Origin of the sequence: Mucilaginibacter sp. KACC 22773 (assembly GCF_028736215.1) — a bacterium.
Taxonomy (GTDB): Bacteria; Bacteroidota; Bacteroidia; order Sphingobacteriales; family Sphingobacteriaceae; genus Mucilaginibacter.
On sequence record NZ_CP117883.1, the window covers coordinates 7105939 to 7126664 of the forward strand.

Here is a 20726-nt window from a genome sequence, read left to right on the forward strand (position 1 = left end):
CTGGCAGCGGATTTGCTGCTAACCTGTGGTAACAACCAGAACGCTTCGTTTTACTTAAAAATATTAACCACCAGTGGTGTACCACCCCGTACCAGGGTGTACCAGGGCGTTCCACCCCGTACCAGGGTGTGTCAGGGTGTGTCACCTGTACAGTACACTTTGCTGCTAAAAACCAGCTCCCCATTCTTCCCGTTGTTTGGTTTACCACAGGCTATATGCCTCATACATCCCCGAAAAGTATGCCTTGCGGTAGTGTTGAGTATCAACGGTTACAAAACTTAGTTCACTTTAAACTGGAATAAGCCTGAATCGGAAGTATTACCATTGGCATCTTTGGTTACAATTTTCCAATAATATTGTAGTCCCGATAGTACACTAACATTATTATAGAAATTATCTATAACGTTGTTTTTTAAAACCGCTGGTGATGTACTTGTACCGAAATATACATCATAGCCGGTAATATTACTGCCAACAGAACTGCCTTTCCAGCTCAGGTTAACCGTACCGGTCGGGGCCGCAACATTTTGGCCGATAGCGGGCGCAACAACATCCGCCGGGTAAGGGGCATACGATACGGTGCCCGCACCGGCATTATAAAATTTCCAGGTATCGCTCTGTACCGTAGTTGCCGATTTGCTTGATTTTGATACGATATACCACGAATATGGCGTGTTTCTGAATAGGGTTATTTGCAGTTGTGTAGTGCTTGCAGTTTGCGATGTGGTAAGCCCCGTTAAAAGGTTTTTGAGGTTTAAATCATAACTATCGGCATTGTTTGAAGCAGCCCATGTAAACAAAACAGAACTTTGGGTTGCAGAAATAATTGTTCCGCTTGTGCAGGCCTCATTTTGTTTGGGAAGCGTTAATGTTGCTTTGCCTGGCGTAAAATCCGGGACGGGCGCAGGGGCGCTCTTTTTCCCGCAGCCCGCCGTCGCTATTAAAAACAATACGGTTATTAATAATCTACTTTTCATTTTTTATTATTTTATATAGCGTTTCGGAATTATCTAATGACAGCTTTAGGATATACACGCCCTTCGCAAGACTGGACAGATCTAAAGAAATGATGCCCGATTGATTGGAATATTGCTTAGCATAAAGCACCTGCCCGGTTTTTACGCTACAGATTTGCACAGCGGCCTTGTTAACAACATCATTGCCAATACTGAGGTTTAACGTACTTTCAAAAGGGTTGGGATAAACCAGCGCCTTATTAGCTACGATGATGTCTTTTTGTATAATTCCCTGGCATTCCTTATCGGTAGTAACGGTAAGCTTATTCATTCCTTTTGAAAGGGACAGGGTTACCAGGCTTTCTGTTGTGGCGTACAACATACCGTTTAGGTTTATATTGTAGCTGGCGCCGCCCTGCAAATTTAAACTTACACTATTGGCACTTGTGTTTACGGTTGAATAAACCGACAAATCTTTCGGCTCGGTTACTACTACGTTGTCACATTGCAGATTGTCCGTTTTTCCGGCTATTGTTATACAAACAGCATAACTGCCGGCCGCTAAATTTTGCACCTGCAGGGAATCTGTAAACTGATAGGGCGTGCTTACGCTATTTCCGGTAATAGTGGCGGTATAATTTAAAGATTCGGCCGCTTTGATATTTATCGACCCATTATTTTTCCCTTTACAGGTGGCGCTGGTTACCGATATGCTAAAGTTGGTTACCGGCAGCGCTACCGTTAAGGCTTGGTTAACAGGGGTTGCCGCGGTATAAATATTATTGCCCTGCTGCGATGCGGTAATTATACTTGTTCCCGGGCCGGCTACATGTATTTTCCCATTAACAATAGTTGCAACGTTGGTATCGCTGCTGGAATAACTTACCGGCAAGCCCGAGCTTGCTGTCGCGCCGGCATCAAAATCGGCGTCGCCCGCTTTTTTCCGGGGAATGGTGTTAAACGTAATGGTTTGGAGGCCTCCTGTCAGCTGGGTAATTTCGCTTGCCGATAAAGCGTAGTTGTACACCCTGAAATCGTCGATATTACCGTTAAACAATGGATCGGGGTATTGACTGCGGCCTATGTAGTTCAGTATGGGTTTAAAATCCAACGGCCGTATGGTGATAGCAGCAGAGGAAGCCACTTTTTCGCCATTAACATATATGGTTGCACCGGCCGTATCTAAGGTTACAGCCACATGGCTCCACTTCCCCGAAGGCAGTGCCGCTGCTTCTAAACCTTGCTCGGCCCCGCCGTTCTTAATGGCAAAACGTAGTCCCGCCCCGCCATTTGGGGTTAAAAACAGATATTGATCCTGGTCGTTCCCAAAATCGAAGATGCGTTGCCAGGCAGCCCCTCCGTTCCAATAAACCCACGCGGCAATGGTAATACTTTGCTGATTTGCCAAAGTTGCCGGCAGTTGTACAAAAGTATTTGTACCGTTGAGCGCAATTGCCTGTTTACCAATCTTACCCGCAACGAATGAAACATCGCCATACGATGCCCCGTGGTTTAAATTTATTGAGCTATCGCGGGTATTCCCTTCGAATTGGAGTTGAACAACAAGATTTTTAGCTCCCGTTGTAGCAGCCGAAACCTCAGTTGAATAAGCCGAAAAATTCAGGGATTTATCTACCGCTTTTATTTTATAAAAGTATGTTCCGTTTATGGTGGTGGTATTATCTACAAAAGAGGTTGAGGTTATGTTGCGTGCGATGGTAGTATAGGTACCCCCCGTCGTTGCTGAACGATAAATGTTATACCCGGCCACGTCTTTGTCGGGGCTGGCAGTCCAGCTCAACAGTACAGATTCGGCATTTGCCTTGGAAACCAGATTGGTGGGTGTAGCCGGCGCAACAAATTCCACCGCTGCACCAACAGGCAGAAGACGCCATTGCTGGTTGGTTCCCCCATTTTTATCCCATTGGCAGATGTTTGCCCCATCTGCGGTGCTGCCATTAAATACATCAATACATTTTGCACTGTAACGGCTGCGGATATAAAACCAGCCATCCTGGGTATATTCCAGGTACCATTGCTGGGCGGCGTTTTTATTATCGTCCCATGCGTCGATGGTAGCACCATTGTCCAGCGAAAAATTAAAGAGGTCTGCCGCTTTACTGCTGTTTACATTAATAAAGCTAAAGTAGCTAAAGTCGCCCCCTATTCTTGAATCAACCGGGGTTACATCCCATTGCTGATAAGCGGCCCCGGTATTGGTTCCCTGCACAAGATTTGTACCTGCTGCGGTACCGCCCCCCGCAACCTGCAGTACTTTACCGCTATTGCGGTTCACCAGTACGTAACGTCCGCTGATAACGGGCTGAGTATCCTCGCCCCAGGTTACATTTACCACCCTTTCGGCATTGGTTTGTCCATTCTGGTAACTGCCGGCAGCGCCGCCGGGCATTACCATGGTGTATTCCCGTTGCGGGCCATAACCATTGTAGTACACGTCCCTGTCTTTTGATACAAACCGATAGGTGGTGGTAACGCCCTGCCGTTCAGACATGCCGGCGAAGGCCTGTACCTTGCCATCGGGGTTCCGGTAAACCGATGCAGCTGTCCAGTTGGGGCGGTGTTCGGCATATCCGAGCCGAACGCCGTCGCTGGCTTTTACAAACTCGCCGCGGGCCAGCTCGGCTGTGCCCCACCAGATACCGGCCTGCATACCATATTCAGCACCAACCATCGCTTCCATAACATTGTGCAACTCATCATTAGTGGCATAATGGGAGTTAGCTCGCACGGTTTGCTGAAAAGAGGCATAGTTATCAAAACTACCGGCAAGCTGGTGCGTATTTCCTTCATCTAACCTGTCTTTTAAAGGGATGTACCAGGTTAAGGCCTGATCGTCATTCAGCGTGTTGCCCCCGCTGATACGAATGTTGGCAAAACGGGGATTAGCTTTCAGCAAGCCGGCAATATTAAAAAAATCGGTAACCGAACCTTGTGTGCTCGATGGGTTATCGGGCTCATTAAATGGCGAGACGGTAACTACGGTGTGTCCGGCATCCTGGTGCCGACGGGTAGTTACATCTATTAGTTGCGCCCAATTAGTGGCATTGCCAGCAAACGAGGGATCAACCGTGGGGTTGTCGTCATTTAACACCACTTTGGTATTTGGGCCCAGCCAGGTATTAATTATATTTATTCGTTTATTAAGTGTGGTGAGTTCCGCGGGCGCAAGGTCGCCATTTACCAATGCGGAAGTTGGCGTAAAGGAGGACCGCACCAGGCGCACCCTATCCGCACCCATAAAGGCTACTCCCCGCCTCACGTTTTCTTCGCTGAGCCAGGCCAAATCTAATCCAAACGTAATGGGTTTAGAAACGCCCGCATCCGCAACTCCAAATATCACCGTCCTATCCGGAACGGGTTGGGCAACAAAGTAGTTACTTGCACTGGTGGTTTGAGCCGAAACATACGAAGAAGCCATTATGGTCAAAGCAGACAGGCCCAATTTGTACAGTCTATCCAACTTAAAAACAGCGGGTTTAATTTTCACGATACTTTTTTTGTATGTATTAGACCGCATTACGAATAAAAGGGTGAACTACCTTGTAGTTTTAAGTTGCTAAATCGATCACCGGGAAACCAGGAGATTAAGCGCATAGCAATTGGATGAGGGACAGAAGAAGACTACCAAACTATTTAGGCGACACAATAATTATGGCGTAACCCTCCTTTGGTCGGGTCGGGCTACAATTGTTAAGAAAGGCAGCTATGAAAAACAATATCGAACACTGAATTTCGAATATCCAACACCGAAAATTTTCCTTTGATTCGAAATTGTTTATCCGGTGGTCGACATTAAATCGACCTCTATTCTTTATTGACATTGGGCACAATGCGCGGGGCCGGTATTCGTTGCTATTCCTTACAGCGGATGAGAGGGGGTATATGCTGCCGCTTTAAAACAACCCTCGGGGGCAGGATATTTCACTCTTTCAGGACTCCGAGTCTAATATCCCCAACTATCCAAACCTGTCGCAAAATCACTCAGGCCTAATACAAGATCCGCGCTTAAAACCGTGTGATTATTTTGTACCTTTTCCTCCAATTATCTGTATAATTTAAATTTACAACTCAATTGTTTATGATGGCACACCGGTTATTTTTTATCCTGAGTTTTTTCGCAATTGTATTGGTGTCCGGCATTCTTTATTTCTTTTTTATACTTTTTAAAAGTCACAGGAAATGGAAGGTGAAAATCAAAAGTAATCCAAAAGACAGAATGGCTAAAAGCCAGCAGGATTTTATTGACTTTTACCTGAACTTAGGTTATGAAGAAAAAAGTATTGTCTTTGTTTATAGTCATGCACAGAAGTTTTTAAGGGCACATGATTTAGTCCTGCTACATACCGACGATATTGTAAACCTTTACGAGCGCGGGGAAGAAGAGTGGTTTTATATTCTGAACAGATGGCTTAAACACCGGGGCTTCGTTGAACTTTCTGAATCTGATTTTAAAGACAGAAGTGGTAAGGCTTTGGACTTTGAATTTTTAATCAGAACAATCCAATTGCGGGGGTGATTTGAGCTTGAGCTGTTTTACTCACTCAGGCCATCATTGGGTAGCATTTGATTTTTCATCTTCCCCACAAAAAAGCCCGGACAATCACTTATCCAGGCTTTATATTTTTTGTCTTAATTCTTGATTCTAATCTCTTGACTCTTTAATTCATCCTATACGGTGCAATCAAATAAAATTCGGGGATTTGCACATTAAAGCTGGCGTTATCTATCAGGCGGGTCATCTGGTATTCGCCTTTCATGCTGCCCATATCGGTTTTAAGGTTGCAGCCCGAAACGTATTCGTGCGCATGGCCGGGTTCTATCACCGGTTGCTGGCCTACCACACCTTCGCCTTCCACTTCGCGCTTGGCGCCGTTGGAATCAAAAATATACCAGTGGCGGCTAATTAGCTGGATAGCATAATTGCTCATATTCTCGATGCTCACCTTATAGGCAAACATAAAATGATCATTAGCCGGGTTAGAATACTCGGGCTGATATATGGTTTCTATGGAAACCTTAACACCTTCTGTAATAGTGGTAACCATGAGGATATTGTCTCGTTTAAATTCAAATATAATGAAAGCGAACAAATATTAAGCCATTTCTATGGCATATTTTTCGTCAATCTCGGCCAGTATCTGTTGCACCTCCTCTAAATTGCCTGCCGTTACCAGCCTCATGCGGAATTCTTTAAAGTGATCGATACCTTTAAAGTAGTTTGAATAGTGCCTGCGCATTTCAAAAATACCGGTTTTAGGGCCTTTCCACTCTATAGATTTTTGCAGGTGGGTTGAGCAGGCTGCAATGCGTTCGGTAATGGTTGGTTTATCTAAGTGCTCGCCGGTATTAAAAAAATGTTTTATCTCCCTGAAAATCCAGGGGTAACCAATGGCTGCGCGGCCAATCATCATACCGTCTACCCCAAATTCCATACGCCAGTCGGCCGCTTTTTCGGGCGAATCGATGTCGCCATTGCCGAAAATGGGGATTTTTATACGCGGGTTTTTCTTGATATCCCTTATCAGCGACCAATCGGCAACGCCTTTATACATCTGCGCACGGGTACGGCCGTGAATGGTAAGGGCTTTTATGCCCACATCCTGCAGGCGTTCGGCCACTTCGTATACGTTTTTGGTATTATCATCCCAACCTAAACGGGTTTTTACGGTTACGGGCAGGTGGGTAGCTTCAACAACCGCTTTGGTCATGGCTACCATTTTATCAATATCCTGCAATAGACTGGCGCCGGCGCCGCGGCAGGCTACCTGTTTTACCGGGCAGCCGTAGTTAATATCCATCAGGTCGGGCCCGGCAAGGGATGCAATTTCGGTGGCCTCGCGCATATGGTCGATATCGCTGCCGAAGATCTGGATGCCAATGGGCCTTTCGTACTCAAAAATGTCCAGTTTCTGGCGGCTTTTTGCCGCATCGCGGATGAGGCCTTCGCTCGAGATGAACTCGGTGTACATCATATCCGCGCCGTTTTGCTTGCACACGTAACGGAAGGGAGGATCGCTCACGTCTTCCATCGGTGCCAGTAACAGCGGGAACTCCCCTAAATCAATATTTCCTATTTGTACAGACATGCTTATCTTTAGCCCTGCAAAAATACGAAAATTACCCCAAATGATACAAGAACCTATAAAACAGTACACTCCGCAAACAAATATCGTTAGTCCCTTCGTACAGTTTTTAAGCATCACCGGGATAACTATTGGCTTGGTAATCGTTTTTTCGGCGATAGCAGCGGGGGTTATCATGTCTGTTTTTGGGATGAAAACCCTTACCGATACCTTTGCATTTAATACCGGCAACCCCCATCTTAGTTCGGCATTGTGGATATTGCAAATAGTAAGTACAACTATCCCATTATTCCTGGCTCCGGTTATTTTTGCCCGATTAATCATGAACGATACGCGCGATTATTTGAAGCCCTCCTTTAATTTCACCCCGGTTTTTTTGCTGCTGATATTTACCATCATGCTGTTTTCAAACCCTATAATGGAGGCTTTAACCAATATTAACCAAAGGCTGGTTTTACCCGCATCGTTAAAAGGACTGGAAGAGTGGATGCGCGCTGCCGAGCAATCGGCCCAGAAAGCAACTGAGGCTATGCTCAGCATGAAAAATATCTGGAGCATGCTGTGGGCGGTATTTGTTGTTGGCTTGCTTACCGCCATTGCCGAAGAGTTTCTGTTCCGCGGCGTTATCCAAACCATTTTTGTGCGCCTTACCAAAAACAAACATGCCGCCATCTGGATAACCGCCATCCTGTTCAGCGCTTTTCACATGGAGTTTTTTACTTTTTTGCCAAGGGTGTTCCTGGGCGCCATATTCGGCTATTTTGTAACGTATAGCGGCAGCATCTGGACGGGCGTTTGGGGCCATTTTTTAAATAACGGCTCGGCGGTGGTTATTACATACCTGTATAATCAAAAAATAGTTAAGCTTAATCCCGATGATCAGCATGTATTTAATTTATGGGCCTATACTTTTAGCTTGATAATTGTATTATTTTTGCTTTTTATATATAGAAATGTATCGATGCAAAAAAAACCGGCGCTGAGTAATTAATGGAAAAAAACTGGGTCAAAATTTTTAGTTCATCCAATTTTTATCAATCAGAGATTGTTAAGCAAGTACTTATCCGCCACCATATCGATACCGTTTTATTAAACAAACAAGATTCATCGCACCGTGCCTTCGGCGATATTGAAGTTTACATTCACCAGGAGGATTTTAGTAAGGCTATCGAGATCATGATCCTCAATCAAATTAGTTTATGAAATTACGCGCCATCACCGGCTTCTTTTTTATTATAGTGATGATTGCCTCAAACCTGTTGGGGCCATACGTTTTCAGTGGGTTTTATCTTGTACTCTCCGGCTTTTGCATGTTCGAGTTTTATAAACTGGTAAGGGAGGGCGGCATGACGGCCAGCCGCGAAACCGGTATTATCAACGGCGCATTGTTTTTTTTACTGGTTGCGGCCAACTTCTACTTCCCGGCCTGGCGGTTAATATTTTTACTCCCCCTTACTTTCAGCGCCATTTTTATACAGGAATTATATAAAAAAACGCCGGCACCGTTCACCAATATCGCCTTTACTTTTCTGGGGATCATATTCGCAGTAGTGCCGTTCATGTTTTTTCACGCTATGGCATTTATGGGCGCGGGCGCTGTTTTTAACTTCCATATCCCGCTGGCCTTCCTCATTATTTTGTGGAGCAACGATACCGGGGCTTACCTGGTGGGCAGCAAAATGGGTAAAACCAAGCTGTTTGAACGCCACTCGCCTAAAAAAACTTACGAAGGCTTAATTGGCGGCATCATCATCAGCGCAGTTGCCGCTTTAATACTGGCCCACTTTTATACCGAACTTACCTGGAAACAATGGGTTACCATAGCTATCCTTATTTCGTGCTTTGGCACCCTGGGCGATTTGGTTGAATCGATGTTTAAACGCAGCATCAACGTAAAAGATAGCGGCGGCATTTTGCCTGGCCACGGGGGCCTGCTGGATAGGTTCGACGGATTATTAATGGCCGCCCCTATTGTTTATGCATACTTATACTTCATTTCAAATTAGTAGCTTTGTAATAAATCATCTATAATATGACTTTTCATAAAGAAGGATACACCTCATTAGCCATAACAGTACTTTTTATTTTTGTACTTAACGCGGTGGTGCAGTTTTATTTTCCGCAGGAACATGCGCTTAAATGGTTTATTTACATCTTATCGGGATTTTTTTTCCTGGTTATCGTGCAGTTTTTTCGCAGCCCGTTTTTTGACATCAGCACCGACGAAACTACTGTACTTTGCCCAGCCGATGGAAAAGTAGTGGTGATTGAAGAAACCGAAGAAACCGAATTTTTAAAAGATAAGCGCATCCAGCTATCGGTATTTATGTCGCCGGTTAATGTGCACGTAAACCGTAACCCCATTGCGGGTGTGGTAAGCTATTTTAAATACCACAAAGGTAAATACCTGGTGGCCTGGCATCCCAAATCGTCAACAGAAAACGAGCGTACTACCATCTGTGTTCAAAACAGCGAAGGTGTATCGGTTTTGTTCAGGCAAATAGCAGGTGCTTTGGCCCGCCGTATTGTATGGTATGTAAAAGAGGGTGATATTGTAGAGCAAGGGCAGCAGTTTGGTTTTATCAAGTTTGGATCAAGGGTTGATGTTTTCCTGCCTTTAGGATCAAATATTTTGGTAAATATTGGCGACGTTGTAAAAGGCGGCCGTACCATCCTGGCCGAGCTGCCAACCGGTTTAGCCGCGGTTGCCGAAGAACAACAGGCAAAAATAAACAGGCCCGAAAGTTTTGATGATGAACCTGCCGAAATAACCAACGAAGGCCATCAGCAGGAGTTGCCTTTGGTTATTGACCATCCCGAAGTTGAAGAACCCGCAAAACCGGCAAAGAAGGCAGCACCCACAAAAAAAGCCACACCGGCAAAGAAAGCGCCGGCTAAGCCGAAAGGCGACGCGTAGTAACCGGGTTTAAAATATAAAAAAGGGGATGTCATATTGGTGACCTCCCCTTTTTTGTGCCTGTCAATCCGCTTTCAACAACCCTTCAAAAAATGGCTTAAGCTCTTCGGCCAGTATTTGATGATCGGCCACACTTGGATGGCCGGAACAACCGTGTGCATCCATCGGCTTAAAAAAGAATGTAGCCACCGGTTTGTCATTGGGGTAAATAGTATCTATTTGCTTTTTTATGCTGATAAGGCAATGCTGTAAAATGGTGTTCGATGTATCCCGTATCATGGGGCTGCTTAGCAAAGCAATCTGCGCTTTGGGATATTTGGATTTTACCAGCTGCACGAATTTTACATAATCGGCCACAAACTGCAGGGTATCAAAAGCGGCCCTGGGGCTGCCGTCGCCTTTGCTCATGTCATTGGTTCCTAAAGCAATACTCACAATTTTGGGGCTGTATGTATTAAAGTTCCATTTTTGTGGATTGTTAACCTGGAAATCAGCATTTTCATACACCTGGGGCATTGAAGGGCCATTCCTGTTCCACGTACGATAAATGCCAATACCACTTACGCTGGCCAAAACAAAATTGGCATTTAAAGCCCGGCTTACCCTGGGCCCGTAAGCCATATAGGCATTGTGATGGTCGTGGTATTCGCCGGTACCGCATGGAATTTCCGAATCATCGGCAGCCGCGCCGCAGGTAATGCTGTTACCTATAAACTCAATTAACGGAAGTTTGGGTATGGCCAGGCTTTTTATGCCGGGCGCTGCTATTTTTGATATGATGATGGCTCCTGTATGGGCTTCCGTTGCTTTATATATCCAAACACGGTGTTTACCGGGGCCATCCGCCTTTATCATAACCGGCACGGTTACACCGCCATCAATCCTTACCCTTTTTTGGTAAACACCATCCACCTCATATTGCAGGTAATTATGCTGACCGGCTACGGCAATTGTGGCATATACCGCGCATTCAGTCCCCTTAAAGCTAAAACCAAAATGTGCTGCGGACGTAATCAATTCTAATTGATGCTGCTTGTTGATTACGGTACGCCCGATAGGTTTTAACTGCGCCGCAAAAATGGTATCTGTTAGTTTTGTATACCCATAGCTTTCGCCGCAGGCCAGTACCAACAAAATAAAAGCTATTGCAAATCTTATTTTCATAAAGGTTGTATTGAACAGGCAATATTGGTCATATTTTGATGAAATACAATATTGGTGAATTTATTAGCATAAAAGGTTATAATAATACCAGGAGGAAAAAACCGCAAGGCTTGGAAGTTTTGATATCCGCCGAAGACAAGAAATTTTTTTGGGAAAAACATACCGATAATTATGAAGCGGAAAATGACAACTACATTATGTCATTGCGAGTACTCACCAGGTAAACTCTGAAAAATTGGGGATGACGTGTTGGCTTTAGATGCTCACAACAATCATATCATTGCGAGTGAAGCGCGGCAATCGCGAACTGTGCAAATCCATTAAGCAGGCGACGAGGTTGCCACGCCGGGGCAATGGCAATTTATTTAAATGCGAATAATGTGTATGTATGTTACAACTTATTTTAACTCGAGGCCTTTACCAGCAGGGGCATCACCGGAGCATCGAAAATATTGGCAAAAGCATTTGCAATGCCCTTGGCTTTTTCGGCTTTTTTGAAATCTTCGGGATAAAAAATGTAATCAACGCCGAGCACTTTTAAAAGGCTATCAACCTTGGTGTGTTCCTTTTGCTTGTAACAGCAAATCTTTATTTTATTGTAAGCGGGGTTTGATTGTAAGCGACGCAATATCTTTTCTATGTCGGCGTTTAGATGATCGTAATCAAAAATTACCAGGTTGGGTTTTTGCTCGTGAATGGACGGAAAAATATGACTTGTTGACGAAATATGCTTAAATTGTTTATTATTCGGCAACAACTCAACCGAAAAAGTATCGGGAGCAACCAATAGCACATTTTTAGACCGTACTCGGATCATGATCAATCAATTAAGGGGACTTAAAAGTAATTGTTAAAGTGCACTTTGTCAACAATTTATTGCTTTTTGTAATAAAATAATGCAAAAAAGAACAATTTGTTGCGAATTTAATAGGCTGACAGACACGGGGTTTCTTTGGGGTTAAATTTCTTAATTCCGAAAGCGGTCTGCGTTTGTCATTGCGGCTTATACGGCAGGAAACAGAAAATGTTACCGCAGGCTTATTGGTTTTTAAAATGATTTTGCGGAGCCGGATTTAAACTATCCTTTTTGCATTGTCCTTCACAAAGGTATCCCAGCCCGAATATGATTTTTTGCTGCCCGAAGCCGATTTACTGGCGGCGCCCATCCTTTGAAAGGAATGACAAACAGCAACGGCCAGGCCATCCGTAGCATCTAAAAAATCGGGCGTTTCTTTAAACTTTAACAAGTTTTGCAGCATGGCCGCAACCTGCTCTTTAGTGGCATTTCCGTTGCCGGTTATGGACTGTTTTATTTTGCGCGGGGCGTATTCGGTAATATCTAAATTGCGCGATAGTGCCGCCGCAATAGCCACGCCCTGCGCGCGGCCCAGTTTAAGCATTACCTGGATGTTTTTACCATAAAACGGCGCTTCGATAGCCAGGCAGTCGGGATTATAATTATCAATAAGTGCAACGGTTTTTTCAAATATGCGCTGTAGCTTGATCATGTGGTCGTCAAGCTTTTCCATCTTTACCACACCAAGGGCAATAAGCTCTATCCTGGGGCCGGTTTCTTTCACCAGGCCATAACCCATAACGGCGGTTCCGGGGTCGATTCCTAAAATAATTCGCTCTTTTGTGCTGGCCTGTTGCATTCCCCTCAAAGGTAACCAATCAAAGCAAACTATTGTGCAAAATGGCTATATATTGCTCCCGTGGTATCATGCGCGCCCCCATTGATTCCAGGTGGTTGGTATGCACCTGGCAGTCTATTAGTTTAAATTTATTGGTTTGGCACAGGTATATTAATGCTGTTTTTGATGCGTTACTTACTTTGCTAAACATGCTTTCGCCACAAAAAACATCGCCAACCCAAACGCCGTAAAGCCCTCCAACCAATTGGCCTTGCTCCCATACTTCAACAGAATGGGCGTAACCTTCAGCATTCATTTTGATGTATGCGGCCTGCATGTCATCGGTAATCCAGGTGCCGTCCTGCCCTTCGCGTGGTGCCGCCGAGCAGGCTTTTATAATATCGGCGAAGCAGGTATTGGTTGTAACCCCGAACCGGTTGGAGCGCAACACCTGGCGCATTGATTTGGAAATTTTTAATTCATCGGGATACAGTACAAAGCGCTCATGCGGCGAATACCACAGGATAGGCGAATCGTCGCTGTACCAGGGGAAAATGCCATTTTGATAAGCGAGTAACAGCCTTTGAGTTGATAAATCGCCGCCTACAGCCAAAAGCCCGTCTGGTTCGGCCAGATCGGGCTCAGGAAAAAGTAAACGTTCATCAAGCCTGAATATCATCAGGCGCAAATTTAAGCTTTGCGGCGTATCACCAGTTTTTTATTTTGCGCTTTGGCGATGGCGTCAAAATATACCTGCATTTCGTTGTATTTGGCTGCAGGGATTACCTGGTTGGTTAAGTTGAATTTTGTGGTGTTTACCACCTGATTTTTAGCGGCATCGTATGTGTATTTTACATCGTAAGTACCATAGCTGAATTTGAGACTTTGGCTGGCAGGTAAAGTTTCAACTTCAAAGCCTGCCGGGAGATCGATAGTAGTAACACATGTTTTTAACACCGGCACATCAAAATAATAATCGTTTTTTCTTTTTTCTTCAACAGGCAATGTTGCTTGCCACAGATCAAATATACGGGGCTTATAAAAATGTTTATCGCCAGAGGTTATGTCGCAAAACTTATCGTAACCCAAATCAATATTTACCTCTTTAATGCCATTGCTATCTATCGATGGCTTGAAGATTAATTCGGAGGGTTGTTTCATATTAAGCATTCTTATAATTACTTGCTTTTGTTCATCCGTTTTCAAAGCTTCTATGCCAATATAATCATCACGATAATCGCCGGTTGTTAAAATTTTTAGATGCGCCTTGGATCCACCATCAGCATCCAATACAATATGAGCTTCGGCATTAAGCTGATTATCAATAGCAATACTTTTGGGGGTGTTAACCAATTTTCCGCCATCATCCGTAATTATTAAGGCATTTCTGTTTTCTGTAAACTTGCCTAACTTGCCAAACGATTGTGTTTGGCTGGTACATTCCAACCACGTTGTGTCATTCTTAAATGGAACGCAAACGATGATGTGATTTGATAAATCATTAGGAAATGTAGGATTATATGGCTCCTCATTTGTTCCTGCCCTTACTTTGGCGTAATATGCAGGAATGTTGACCGCTTTAAGCATCGCACACATATAGTTTGATAGTCCTTTGCAATCGCCGTATTTTTTTTCATCAACAAAACTGGCAGGGAAGGGCTTCAATCCTCCTATGCCAAGCTGTATCCCAACATATCTAACATTTTTTTGCAAGTAATTGTATAGAAATCTTACTTTTTCCTTGTCTGTTTTAATATCTGCAGTCATTGCCTGTATTTCCTGAACCCGCTTCGGGCTGAGGCTGCATACGTCTGCGTTTAAAGACTGTTGCCATTTTCCATAGTTTTGCCAGGAGCTGATGTTTCCGGGAACCCCATAATATTCAAAATCATTAGCCGCAAAGGATACTTTGGGTAACACCCTCCATGATTCTGACCCTTCCTCTGGTTTAAAAGCCTTTAGGTTATTAATTTTCCAGGAATAGCTGTCAATTTTATCAATAGTGTTTTTTTGCGGACGGACATTGGTGTTTTTGTTAATATATCTAAATCCAGCATTGCTGTTAATGGAAATATGGTAGTATGCATTTTCAACAGCTTGCTCATAATCCTGATAGACCCAAGCACCAAGATCAATGAGACTCCTGACATCTAAATCATAAATATACTCAATTGTTGTAGGATAGACTGCGATAGTATGTCCAATACTAAGCGACCTATCATCGGTTACCATCGTTTCATTATCAACGGTCAACCTATCATACATATCACTTTTGTGGTATTTTTTTATTAATGTTCCGTCGGCACCATAAACACGCATCTCAAATGAGTTTACTATAGTGTATTTTTTATTATAATGCAGCCCGATTTCAGCTTCATCATTTCCTTTTTCGTTTAAAACGGTAACAATTTTATGGAAATGTTCATAAGCTCTGCCGGGGCCAACAATATTATCATCTTCCATGCTGTACCGCACAACCGAATTTGCGTCCTCCTTCAACGAATCGGGTATCGTTGCTGCGATATAAAGATTTTTAGGTATATTTTTATCCTGGCTATAACCCGTGGTATACAGCGCACATAAGGCTGCTGTGGTAAGCAGCAGCCTGGTGTAATGTTTAATAAACATAATTTTATTAGCCTTTTTTGAGTACAATTTGCTCGTTAAGCATATCGTACATTTTTTTACAAAACTCACGGAACTCGGGGTAATTCTCTTTAAAATACATCGACTTTTTATGATCGATGCTAAAGCGTACCATTATTGAACCTTCTTGTTCGGCAACCAGGCGCTTAAAAACTACAGTTCCATCGGGTATAGCCATGCTGATGCTTTTGGGCATTGCATCAATTTTATATCCTGCCGGAATTTTAAAAATGCCGGTGATGGCGTAGTTGTCGCGGTAGCCAAAATCAATATCAGTAAAGCGGTTTTCGGCCAAAAACGGGTTTGTTTTAAGGCCGGTAAACAGGTTTGAGTTAAAGTAGATATAATTATCATCGCTACCGGTAAGGTCAAGATTGAAGCTGAGCTTTTGACGCAGCGGCAACGTGTCGATGTCCATATTCTCGAACGTAAGTTCCGATATTTTAAGGTTGTTGTTGTCCTCGCGTAAATAGTCGTTATATTTTTTTTCGCCGTCGGTTTTAAACTTTTTAGTATACCTTATTTTATTGTAGCTGAAGCTGCTGATATCGGCGCTGCCGCTCATTTTGCCATCGGGCTTAATTTCGGCATTCAATAAAACAACCTGGCGTACTGGCTCCGGTTCCTGTAAAAACGAAAGATCATATATCTTGTTTGTGTCATCAATATAAAAACCAAACGAGTTTAAAAAGTTATCGGGCACCTTATTGTAAAGGTTGTATTTACTGGTGGCATCAAGCGCATAATATTTAGCGCTATCAACAGGGATATAAGCTATCATGCTGTTGAACTGATAAACACTCGGGTAGCTTGGGTTTATCCGCCCGTTTGTGCGTGTGCTTACCATCATAGGATAAACAGTCAACCCCGATTTTTTTAGTAAGTGATAAAGTATTATGTTTATTTCGGCAGAGTTACCCACTTTTTTCTCCCAGGCCTTCGGGGTTCCGTCGGTACTGCTAATGTCATAACTATCATTCCACTTCATGATGTTTTTAACCTCGTTAAAAACATAGGCAATTTTTTCATCATTGGTTTTAAGGGCCTTGGCCTTGTTGATAATTAATTCTTCGCCGGCAAGTTTCCTGTTCAGCTGACCGCCAAAATCCTTGTTATTCATCCTGTTTTCACCCACTTTTTTCCATGAATCCTGGAAGTTTGGCATAAAATACCCGGGTATGCGGATACTTAACAACTGGAAAAGGATCCGCTCAGAATTATCATTACGGGCATCCATATAGGGTTCATCTTTTAACGATGGAATATTGGCCATCGCTTCGGTATGGGTATTTGACGAACTTGTTTTATCAACTACGTATGGCGAATGCAAATTTGGCAGCCTCTTATAGGTTAAAATATCCGGGATATTAGTATCTAACTCGCTATACCGCGTAGGCAGATCGCTTTGAAAATACCAATCGGGAAAATCGCTCACAGAAGCGCTGGTTAACCTGTATTTATATTCGATAATACAGCCTGGTTTTACATTTGGAAACGAGAAAACCAGCGCCGAGTAGTACTTATCTACGGCTTCGGTGAAGATCTGTTTTTTATCTACCTTAATAATTTCAATGGCGCCATTGGTTAAATTAATGGTTTGCGCCTGTAGCCCGGTTATATATTGCGAACGATTGGCGCTATAGTATTTTATACGGATGTTTGCCTCATCCTTGCCGTTATCGTTAAATATTTTGATGCGCTTGTGCCTGTCGGTGTTGATATTGTATTGCGTGTCAAAATAGGTATCGCCTTTATCAAAAAGGATTTCGGCATTGGCATCGGGCTCAAAATCGCATTTGGTCATTTCCAGATCGGCTTTATCAACTTTACCGAATGATTGAGCTGTTGGCACAGGGGCAGTAGTTTGTGCGTTTGCGGTAATTGCTAAAGATCCCAGCAATAGGAGGGAAAAGAATTTCTTCATGTCAATAAGGTTTAATCAGACGAATATAATAATAGGAAAATGATTCTTGTTAAAATAAATAAAACAATTTATTTACTTGTTTGTAATGCAGCAAAGTGTTTTTCGGGGCAAGCGGACTAAATAGTTAACGGCGACCAGTTTAGTGTTAACCATGTTAAAACCACAAAATATTGATTATGAGACAATTGTAAAAACAATATCTGAAATGTGTTAAGTTATGTTAACCCTGTTAGATGCGTTTGTCCTGCGTTTTTTGTAAAACATATTTTATTAGTAATGACAGCCAATTTCCTTTGTATGTGCTATTTTGGCGTTAAATAAGCCCGTTTGTGCTATATTAGTAAATTGGCACCGTGATTGATATACCATAGTTAATGAAGCAAAAATTTTACGATACTGCTGTGAAGCAGGAAAAAGCTGTTTTGGTTGGCGTAATGACACCCCACGTAACCGACGAACAGGAGAAAGAATATTTAGAGGAACTGGAGTTTTTAGTTGCTACAGCAGGCGGCGAAACAATAACTCATTTCACCCAAAAACTACAGCGGCCCGACAGGGCGACTTTTGTGGGCAGTGGTAAGCTGGAAGATATAAAGGCTTTTGTTATTGAAGAAGAAATTGATATGGTGGTGTTTGACGATGAGCTGTCGCCATCGCAATTGCGCAATATTGAAAACGAGCTGCAGGTAAAGATACTTGACAGGAATAACCTTATCCTTGATATTTTTGCAAATCGCGCGCAAACAGCGCAGGCTAAAACCCAGGTGGAGCTTGCTCAACTACAATATTTGCTGCCCCGCCTTACCCGTTTGTGGACCCACCTTGAGCGCCAGAAGGGTGGTATTGGTATGCGCGGACCGGGTGAATCGCAAATTGAGACCGACAGGCGTTTGATTTTGAACAAGATAGCCTTATTGAAAGACAGGCTGAAACAAATAGACAAGCAAAACGAAACCCAGCGCAAAAACCGGAGCCAGATGGTGCGTGCCGCGCTGGTAGGTTATACAAACGTTGGCAAATCAACCATCATGAATATGGTATCCAAATCGGAAGTGTTTGCCGAAAACAAACTGTTTGCCACTTTAGATACAACTGTGAGGAAAGTGGTGTTGGAGAACGTGCCTTTCCTGTTGTCAGACACGGTTGGTTTTATCCGCAAACTACCTCACCAACTGGTAGAGTGTTTTAAATCGACACTGGATGAAGTGCGCGAAGCAGATATTCTGGTGCACGTGGTAGATATTTCGCACCCTAACTTTGAGGATCAGATACGTACCGTTAACGAGACCCTGAAAGATATTGGCGCTATTGATAAACGGATGATAACGGTATTTAATAAAATAGACGCCTTTAAACCGGAAGATCACCAGATAGAGCAGCAGGAAGAACCCTTAACGCTTGACGATTTTAAACACAGCTGGATGGCCAAAAACAACAGCCCGGCCATATTTATATCGGCCACCAAAAGAGAGAATGTAGATGAGTTCAGGAATTTGCTTTATGAGGAAGTGAAAGCGATACATACCGAAAGGTACCCGTATGATCATTTGTTGTATTAAACGGCGAAGCCCCCTAACCCCCTGAGGGAGGAATTTTTGATTCACTATGTCACTAAATAAAACGGCCCCTCTGATGCAAGAAGGGCCGTTTTATTTTAAACGATGGTTCCCCCTTCAGGGGGTTAGGGGGCTTAGAAATATTTCCTCGTTTATTTGGGGGATAATGTGTTTTTTCTGGGCAGTGTTAAAAAGCAGCTTTATCGCTTTCCTTCCCTCCTCTCCCAATTCTACAGAATATTTATTTACATACAAATCAATGTGTTTGTACATGACCTCTTCACTCATTTCCTGGGCGTGCGAGCGGATAAACTCCAGTCCCGATTTAGGGTTGGCAAAGGCAAACTCAACTGATTTACGCAACACCCTGTTTAATTTATGCTGAATAGCTGCCGGCAGGTTACGATTGGCAACGATGCCACCAAGCGGGATAGCGCAGCCGGTTTGTTTCTCCCAATGATCGCCCAGGTCGATAATCCTTTTTAGGCCTTTATCCTGGTAGGTGAAGCGGTTTTCGTGGATGATGAGGCCAATATCAACCCGGCCTTCCAGTACAGCGTTTTCGATATCCGAAAAAACAAGCTCTGCCTTGTTAGTAGCCTTAGGGAAAGCGTTGCCTAACAAGAAATTGGCGGTGGTATACTTGCCGGGGATGCCTATTTTGAGGTTGGGGTTGCCGGTTTCGAGTTGCGAAAGTAGTTTTTCCGGATCTGATTTGCAGATCAGCATTGGTCCCACGCCAAAGCCCAGGGCGCTGCCCGAGTCAAGCAGTACATATTTATCGGCCACGTAAGCAAACGCATGGTAGCTAAGTTTGGTAACATCCAATTCGCCGCGGAAAGCTTTTTGGTTCAGAGTTTCTACATCATCATAAAAAACCTCAAACACCAGGCCTTCGGTGTCAATTTTATGGTGAATAAGGGCATCAAAAATAAAAGTATCATTGGGGCAGGGCGAAAAGCCGAGGGTTAGTTTCATGGTAAGTTGTAAGTGTTACGTTATACGTTAAAAAGGGGCACGTATAACGTATAAAGTCAAACGTAAAACCCCTGTTTGCGTTTTTGAAGCCCTACGTATAACGTACCACGTCAAACGTAAAACCTCGACGCAATTAAAGCTTGATGATCGCGTCAATCAGATCAATGGCAAAGGTATTCAGATTTTTTATAGCTAACCCTATCTGCCAGTTATCCCGGTTGCGTTTTTCAACATAATTTGACACAGCCCTGATTTGGATACAACGCGCATTAACCTGCTGGCAGGCATAAAAGAACGCCGCGCCTTCCATACTCTCCAATTGGGGGGTTAACCGCTCCTGCACTTTTTTAATAGATGCATCATTTCCATGAACGGTATTTACCGTAATGGCCCGGCCTTTTTTCAAATAAAAACTACTTTCAACCTCATCTAATGTGGTTGTTGGTTTATAGGTTACCTCGCCAAAGCCCAAAACGTTCATCGGTATAAACCGCTCGTCGTCTTCCGCACCGGTTTCGGCAAAAGTATCTTCGGTTACTTCAACCAAAAAACCGGGTTCAATGTTCCTGTCGAAGCTGCCTGCAATGCCCAAATTTATTACCAGGTCATATTTAGCATGGGTAAATTGACGCCCCAGGGCAAAGGCAGTGGGTACCATGCCTGCGCCGGTTATCAATACATCTATTTTGTTACCGAAGTATTTGACTAAGGGTTCAACTTCGGGCGCCGTTGCGGCAACAATTAATATAAGCATATTGCTTTTTGTACGTTTAATTTACAGATTTTTGACCACGAATATAAAACAACTGGCCTGTTTTTGTTTTGTATATTTGCACCCACTTATTAT

17 protein-coding genes and 1 pseudogene are annotated in these 20726 nt (G+C 43.5%); 6 read left to right on the plus strand and 12 right to left on the minus strand.

Features of this window, described 5'->3' with window-relative positions; all coding sequences use genetic code 11:
* Positions 1-278: 278 nt before the first annotated feature.
* Entirely contained in the window at positions 279-977 is a 699-nt protein-coding gene (locus PQ469_RS29500) for a hypothetical protein (RefSeq protein WP_274210857.1), read from the minus strand.
* Entirely contained in the window at positions 967-4464 is a 3498-nt protein-coding gene (locus PQ469_RS29505) for an RICIN domain-containing protein (protein ID WP_274210858.1), read from the minus strand. Before PQ469_RS29505 ends, PQ469_RS29500 begins: the two co-directional genes overlap by 11 nt.
* A gap of 729 nt (positions 4465-5193) precedes the next feature.
* On the opposite strand from PQ469_RS29505, the gene PQ469_RS29510 reads away from it, so the two are divergent.
* On the plus strand, positions 5194-5493 hold the full coding sequence (locus PQ469_RS29510; RefSeq protein ID WP_274210859.1) for a hypothetical protein: 300 nt from the start codon (positions 5194-5196) through the stop codon (positions 5491-5493).
* 142 nt (positions 5494-5635) lie between these two features.
* Here PQ469_RS29510 and apaG read toward each other — a convergent pair whose 3' ends face one another.
* Positions 5636-6022, minus strand: coding sequence for a Co2+/Mg2+ efflux protein ApaG (gene apaG, locus PQ469_RS29515; protein ID WP_274210860.1), 387 nt, complete (start codon positions 6020-6022; stop codon positions 5636-5638).
* Positions 6023-6070: 48 nt separating this feature from the next.
* The gene (dusB, locus tag PQ469_RS29520; RefSeq protein ID WP_274210861.1) at positions 6071-7063 is read right to left on the minus strand and encodes a tRNA dihydrouridine synthase DusB; all 993 of its coding nucleotides are present in this window, start codon (positions 7061-7063) and stop codon (positions 6071-6073) included.
* Positions 7064-7103: 40 nt separating this feature from the next.
* On the opposite strand from dusB, the gene PQ469_RS29525 reads away from it, so the two are divergent.
* From PQ469_RS29525 to PQ469_RS29540, 4 genes and pseudogenes are all read left to right on the plus strand, one after another.
* Positions 7104-8051: a CPBP family intramembrane glutamic endopeptidase gene (locus PQ469_RS29525; protein ID WP_274210862.1), complete on the plus strand. Its 948-nt coding sequence runs from the start codon at positions 7104-7106 to the stop codon at positions 8049-8051.
* Positions 8051-8263 (plus strand): hypothetical protein, encoded by a 213-nt coding sequence (locus tag PQ469_RS29530; RefSeq protein ID WP_090651382.1) that lies wholly within the window; start codon positions 8051-8053, stop codon positions 8261-8263. Before PQ469_RS29525 ends, PQ469_RS29530 begins: the two co-directional genes overlap by 1 nt.
* Positions 8260-9066, plus strand: a complete 807-nt coding sequence (locus PQ469_RS29535; RefSeq protein ID WP_274210863.1) for a phosphatidate cytidylyltransferase — start codon at positions 8260-8262, stop codon at positions 9064-9066. The genes PQ469_RS29530 and PQ469_RS29535 overlap by 4 nt, the downstream gene beginning before the upstream one ends.
* Before the next feature lie 26 nt (positions 9067-9092).
* Positions 9093-9746: pseudogene (locus PQ469_RS29540) on the plus strand (phosphatidylserine decarboxylase family protein); the annotation flags it as partial.
* Between the two features lie 294 nt (positions 9747-10040).
* On the opposite strand, the gene PQ469_RS29545 reads toward PQ469_RS29540, so the two are convergent.
* The 6 genes from PQ469_RS29545 to PQ469_RS29570 form a co-directional block, all read right to left on the minus strand.
* Positions 10041-11141 carry an SGNH/GDSL hydrolase family protein gene (locus PQ469_RS29545; protein WP_274210864.1) on the minus strand — a complete coding sequence of 367 codons (1101 nt, stop codon included), beginning with the start codon at positions 11139-11141 and terminating at the stop codon, positions 10041-10043.
* Between the two features lie 403 nt (positions 11142-11544).
* Positions 11545-11958 (minus strand): hypothetical protein, encoded by a 414-nt coding sequence (locus PQ469_RS29550; RefSeq protein WP_090651386.1) that lies wholly within the window; start codon positions 11956-11958, stop codon positions 11545-11547.
* 256 nt (positions 11959-12214) lie between these two features.
* Positions 12215-12796 carry a crossover junction endodeoxyribonuclease RuvC gene (ruvC, locus tag PQ469_RS29555; RefSeq protein ID WP_274210865.1) on the minus strand — a complete coding sequence of 194 codons (582 nt, stop codon included), beginning with the start codon at positions 12794-12796 and terminating at the stop codon, positions 12215-12217.
* Between the two features lie 19 nt (positions 12797-12815).
* On the minus strand, positions 12816-13454 hold the full coding sequence (aat, locus tag PQ469_RS29560) for a leucyl/phenylalanyl-tRNA--protein transferase (RefSeq protein ID WP_274210866.1): 639 nt from the start codon (positions 13452-13454) through the stop codon (positions 12816-12818).
* Positions 13455-13465: 11 nt separating this feature from the next.
* Positions 13466-15403 carry a DUF3857 domain-containing transglutaminase family protein gene (locus tag PQ469_RS29565; protein WP_274210867.1) on the minus strand — a complete coding sequence of 646 codons (1938 nt, stop codon included), beginning with the start codon at positions 15401-15403 and terminating at the stop codon, positions 13466-13468.
* Positions 15404-15410: 7 nt separating this feature from the next.
* A complete protein-coding gene (locus PQ469_RS29570) occupies positions 15411-17345 on the minus strand; it encodes a DUF3857 domain-containing protein (RefSeq protein ID WP_274210868.1) in 1935 nt (644 codons plus the stop codon).
* A 374-nt stretch (positions 17346-17719) separates the two neighbouring features.
* On the opposite strand from PQ469_RS29570, the gene hflX reads away from it, so the two are divergent.
* Positions 17720-18904, plus strand: a complete 1185-nt coding sequence (hflX, locus tag PQ469_RS29575; RefSeq protein WP_090651391.1) for a GTPase HflX — start codon at positions 17720-17722, stop codon at positions 18902-18904.
* 114 nt (positions 18905-19018) lie between these two features.
* Here the strand turns inward: hflX and PQ469_RS29580 are convergent, their stop codons facing one another.
* Positions 19019-19879, minus strand: coding sequence for a menaquinone biosynthesis family protein (locus tag PQ469_RS29580; protein ID WP_274210869.1), 861 nt, complete (start codon positions 19877-19879; stop codon positions 19019-19021).
* Positions 19880-20012: 133 nt separating this feature from the next.
* Complete coding sequence (mqnB, locus tag PQ469_RS29585; protein ID WP_274210870.1) at positions 20013-20633, minus strand: futalosine hydrolase; 621 nt, start codon at positions 20631-20633, stop codon at positions 20013-20015.
* Between the last annotated feature and the right edge of the window lie 93 nt (positions 20634-20726).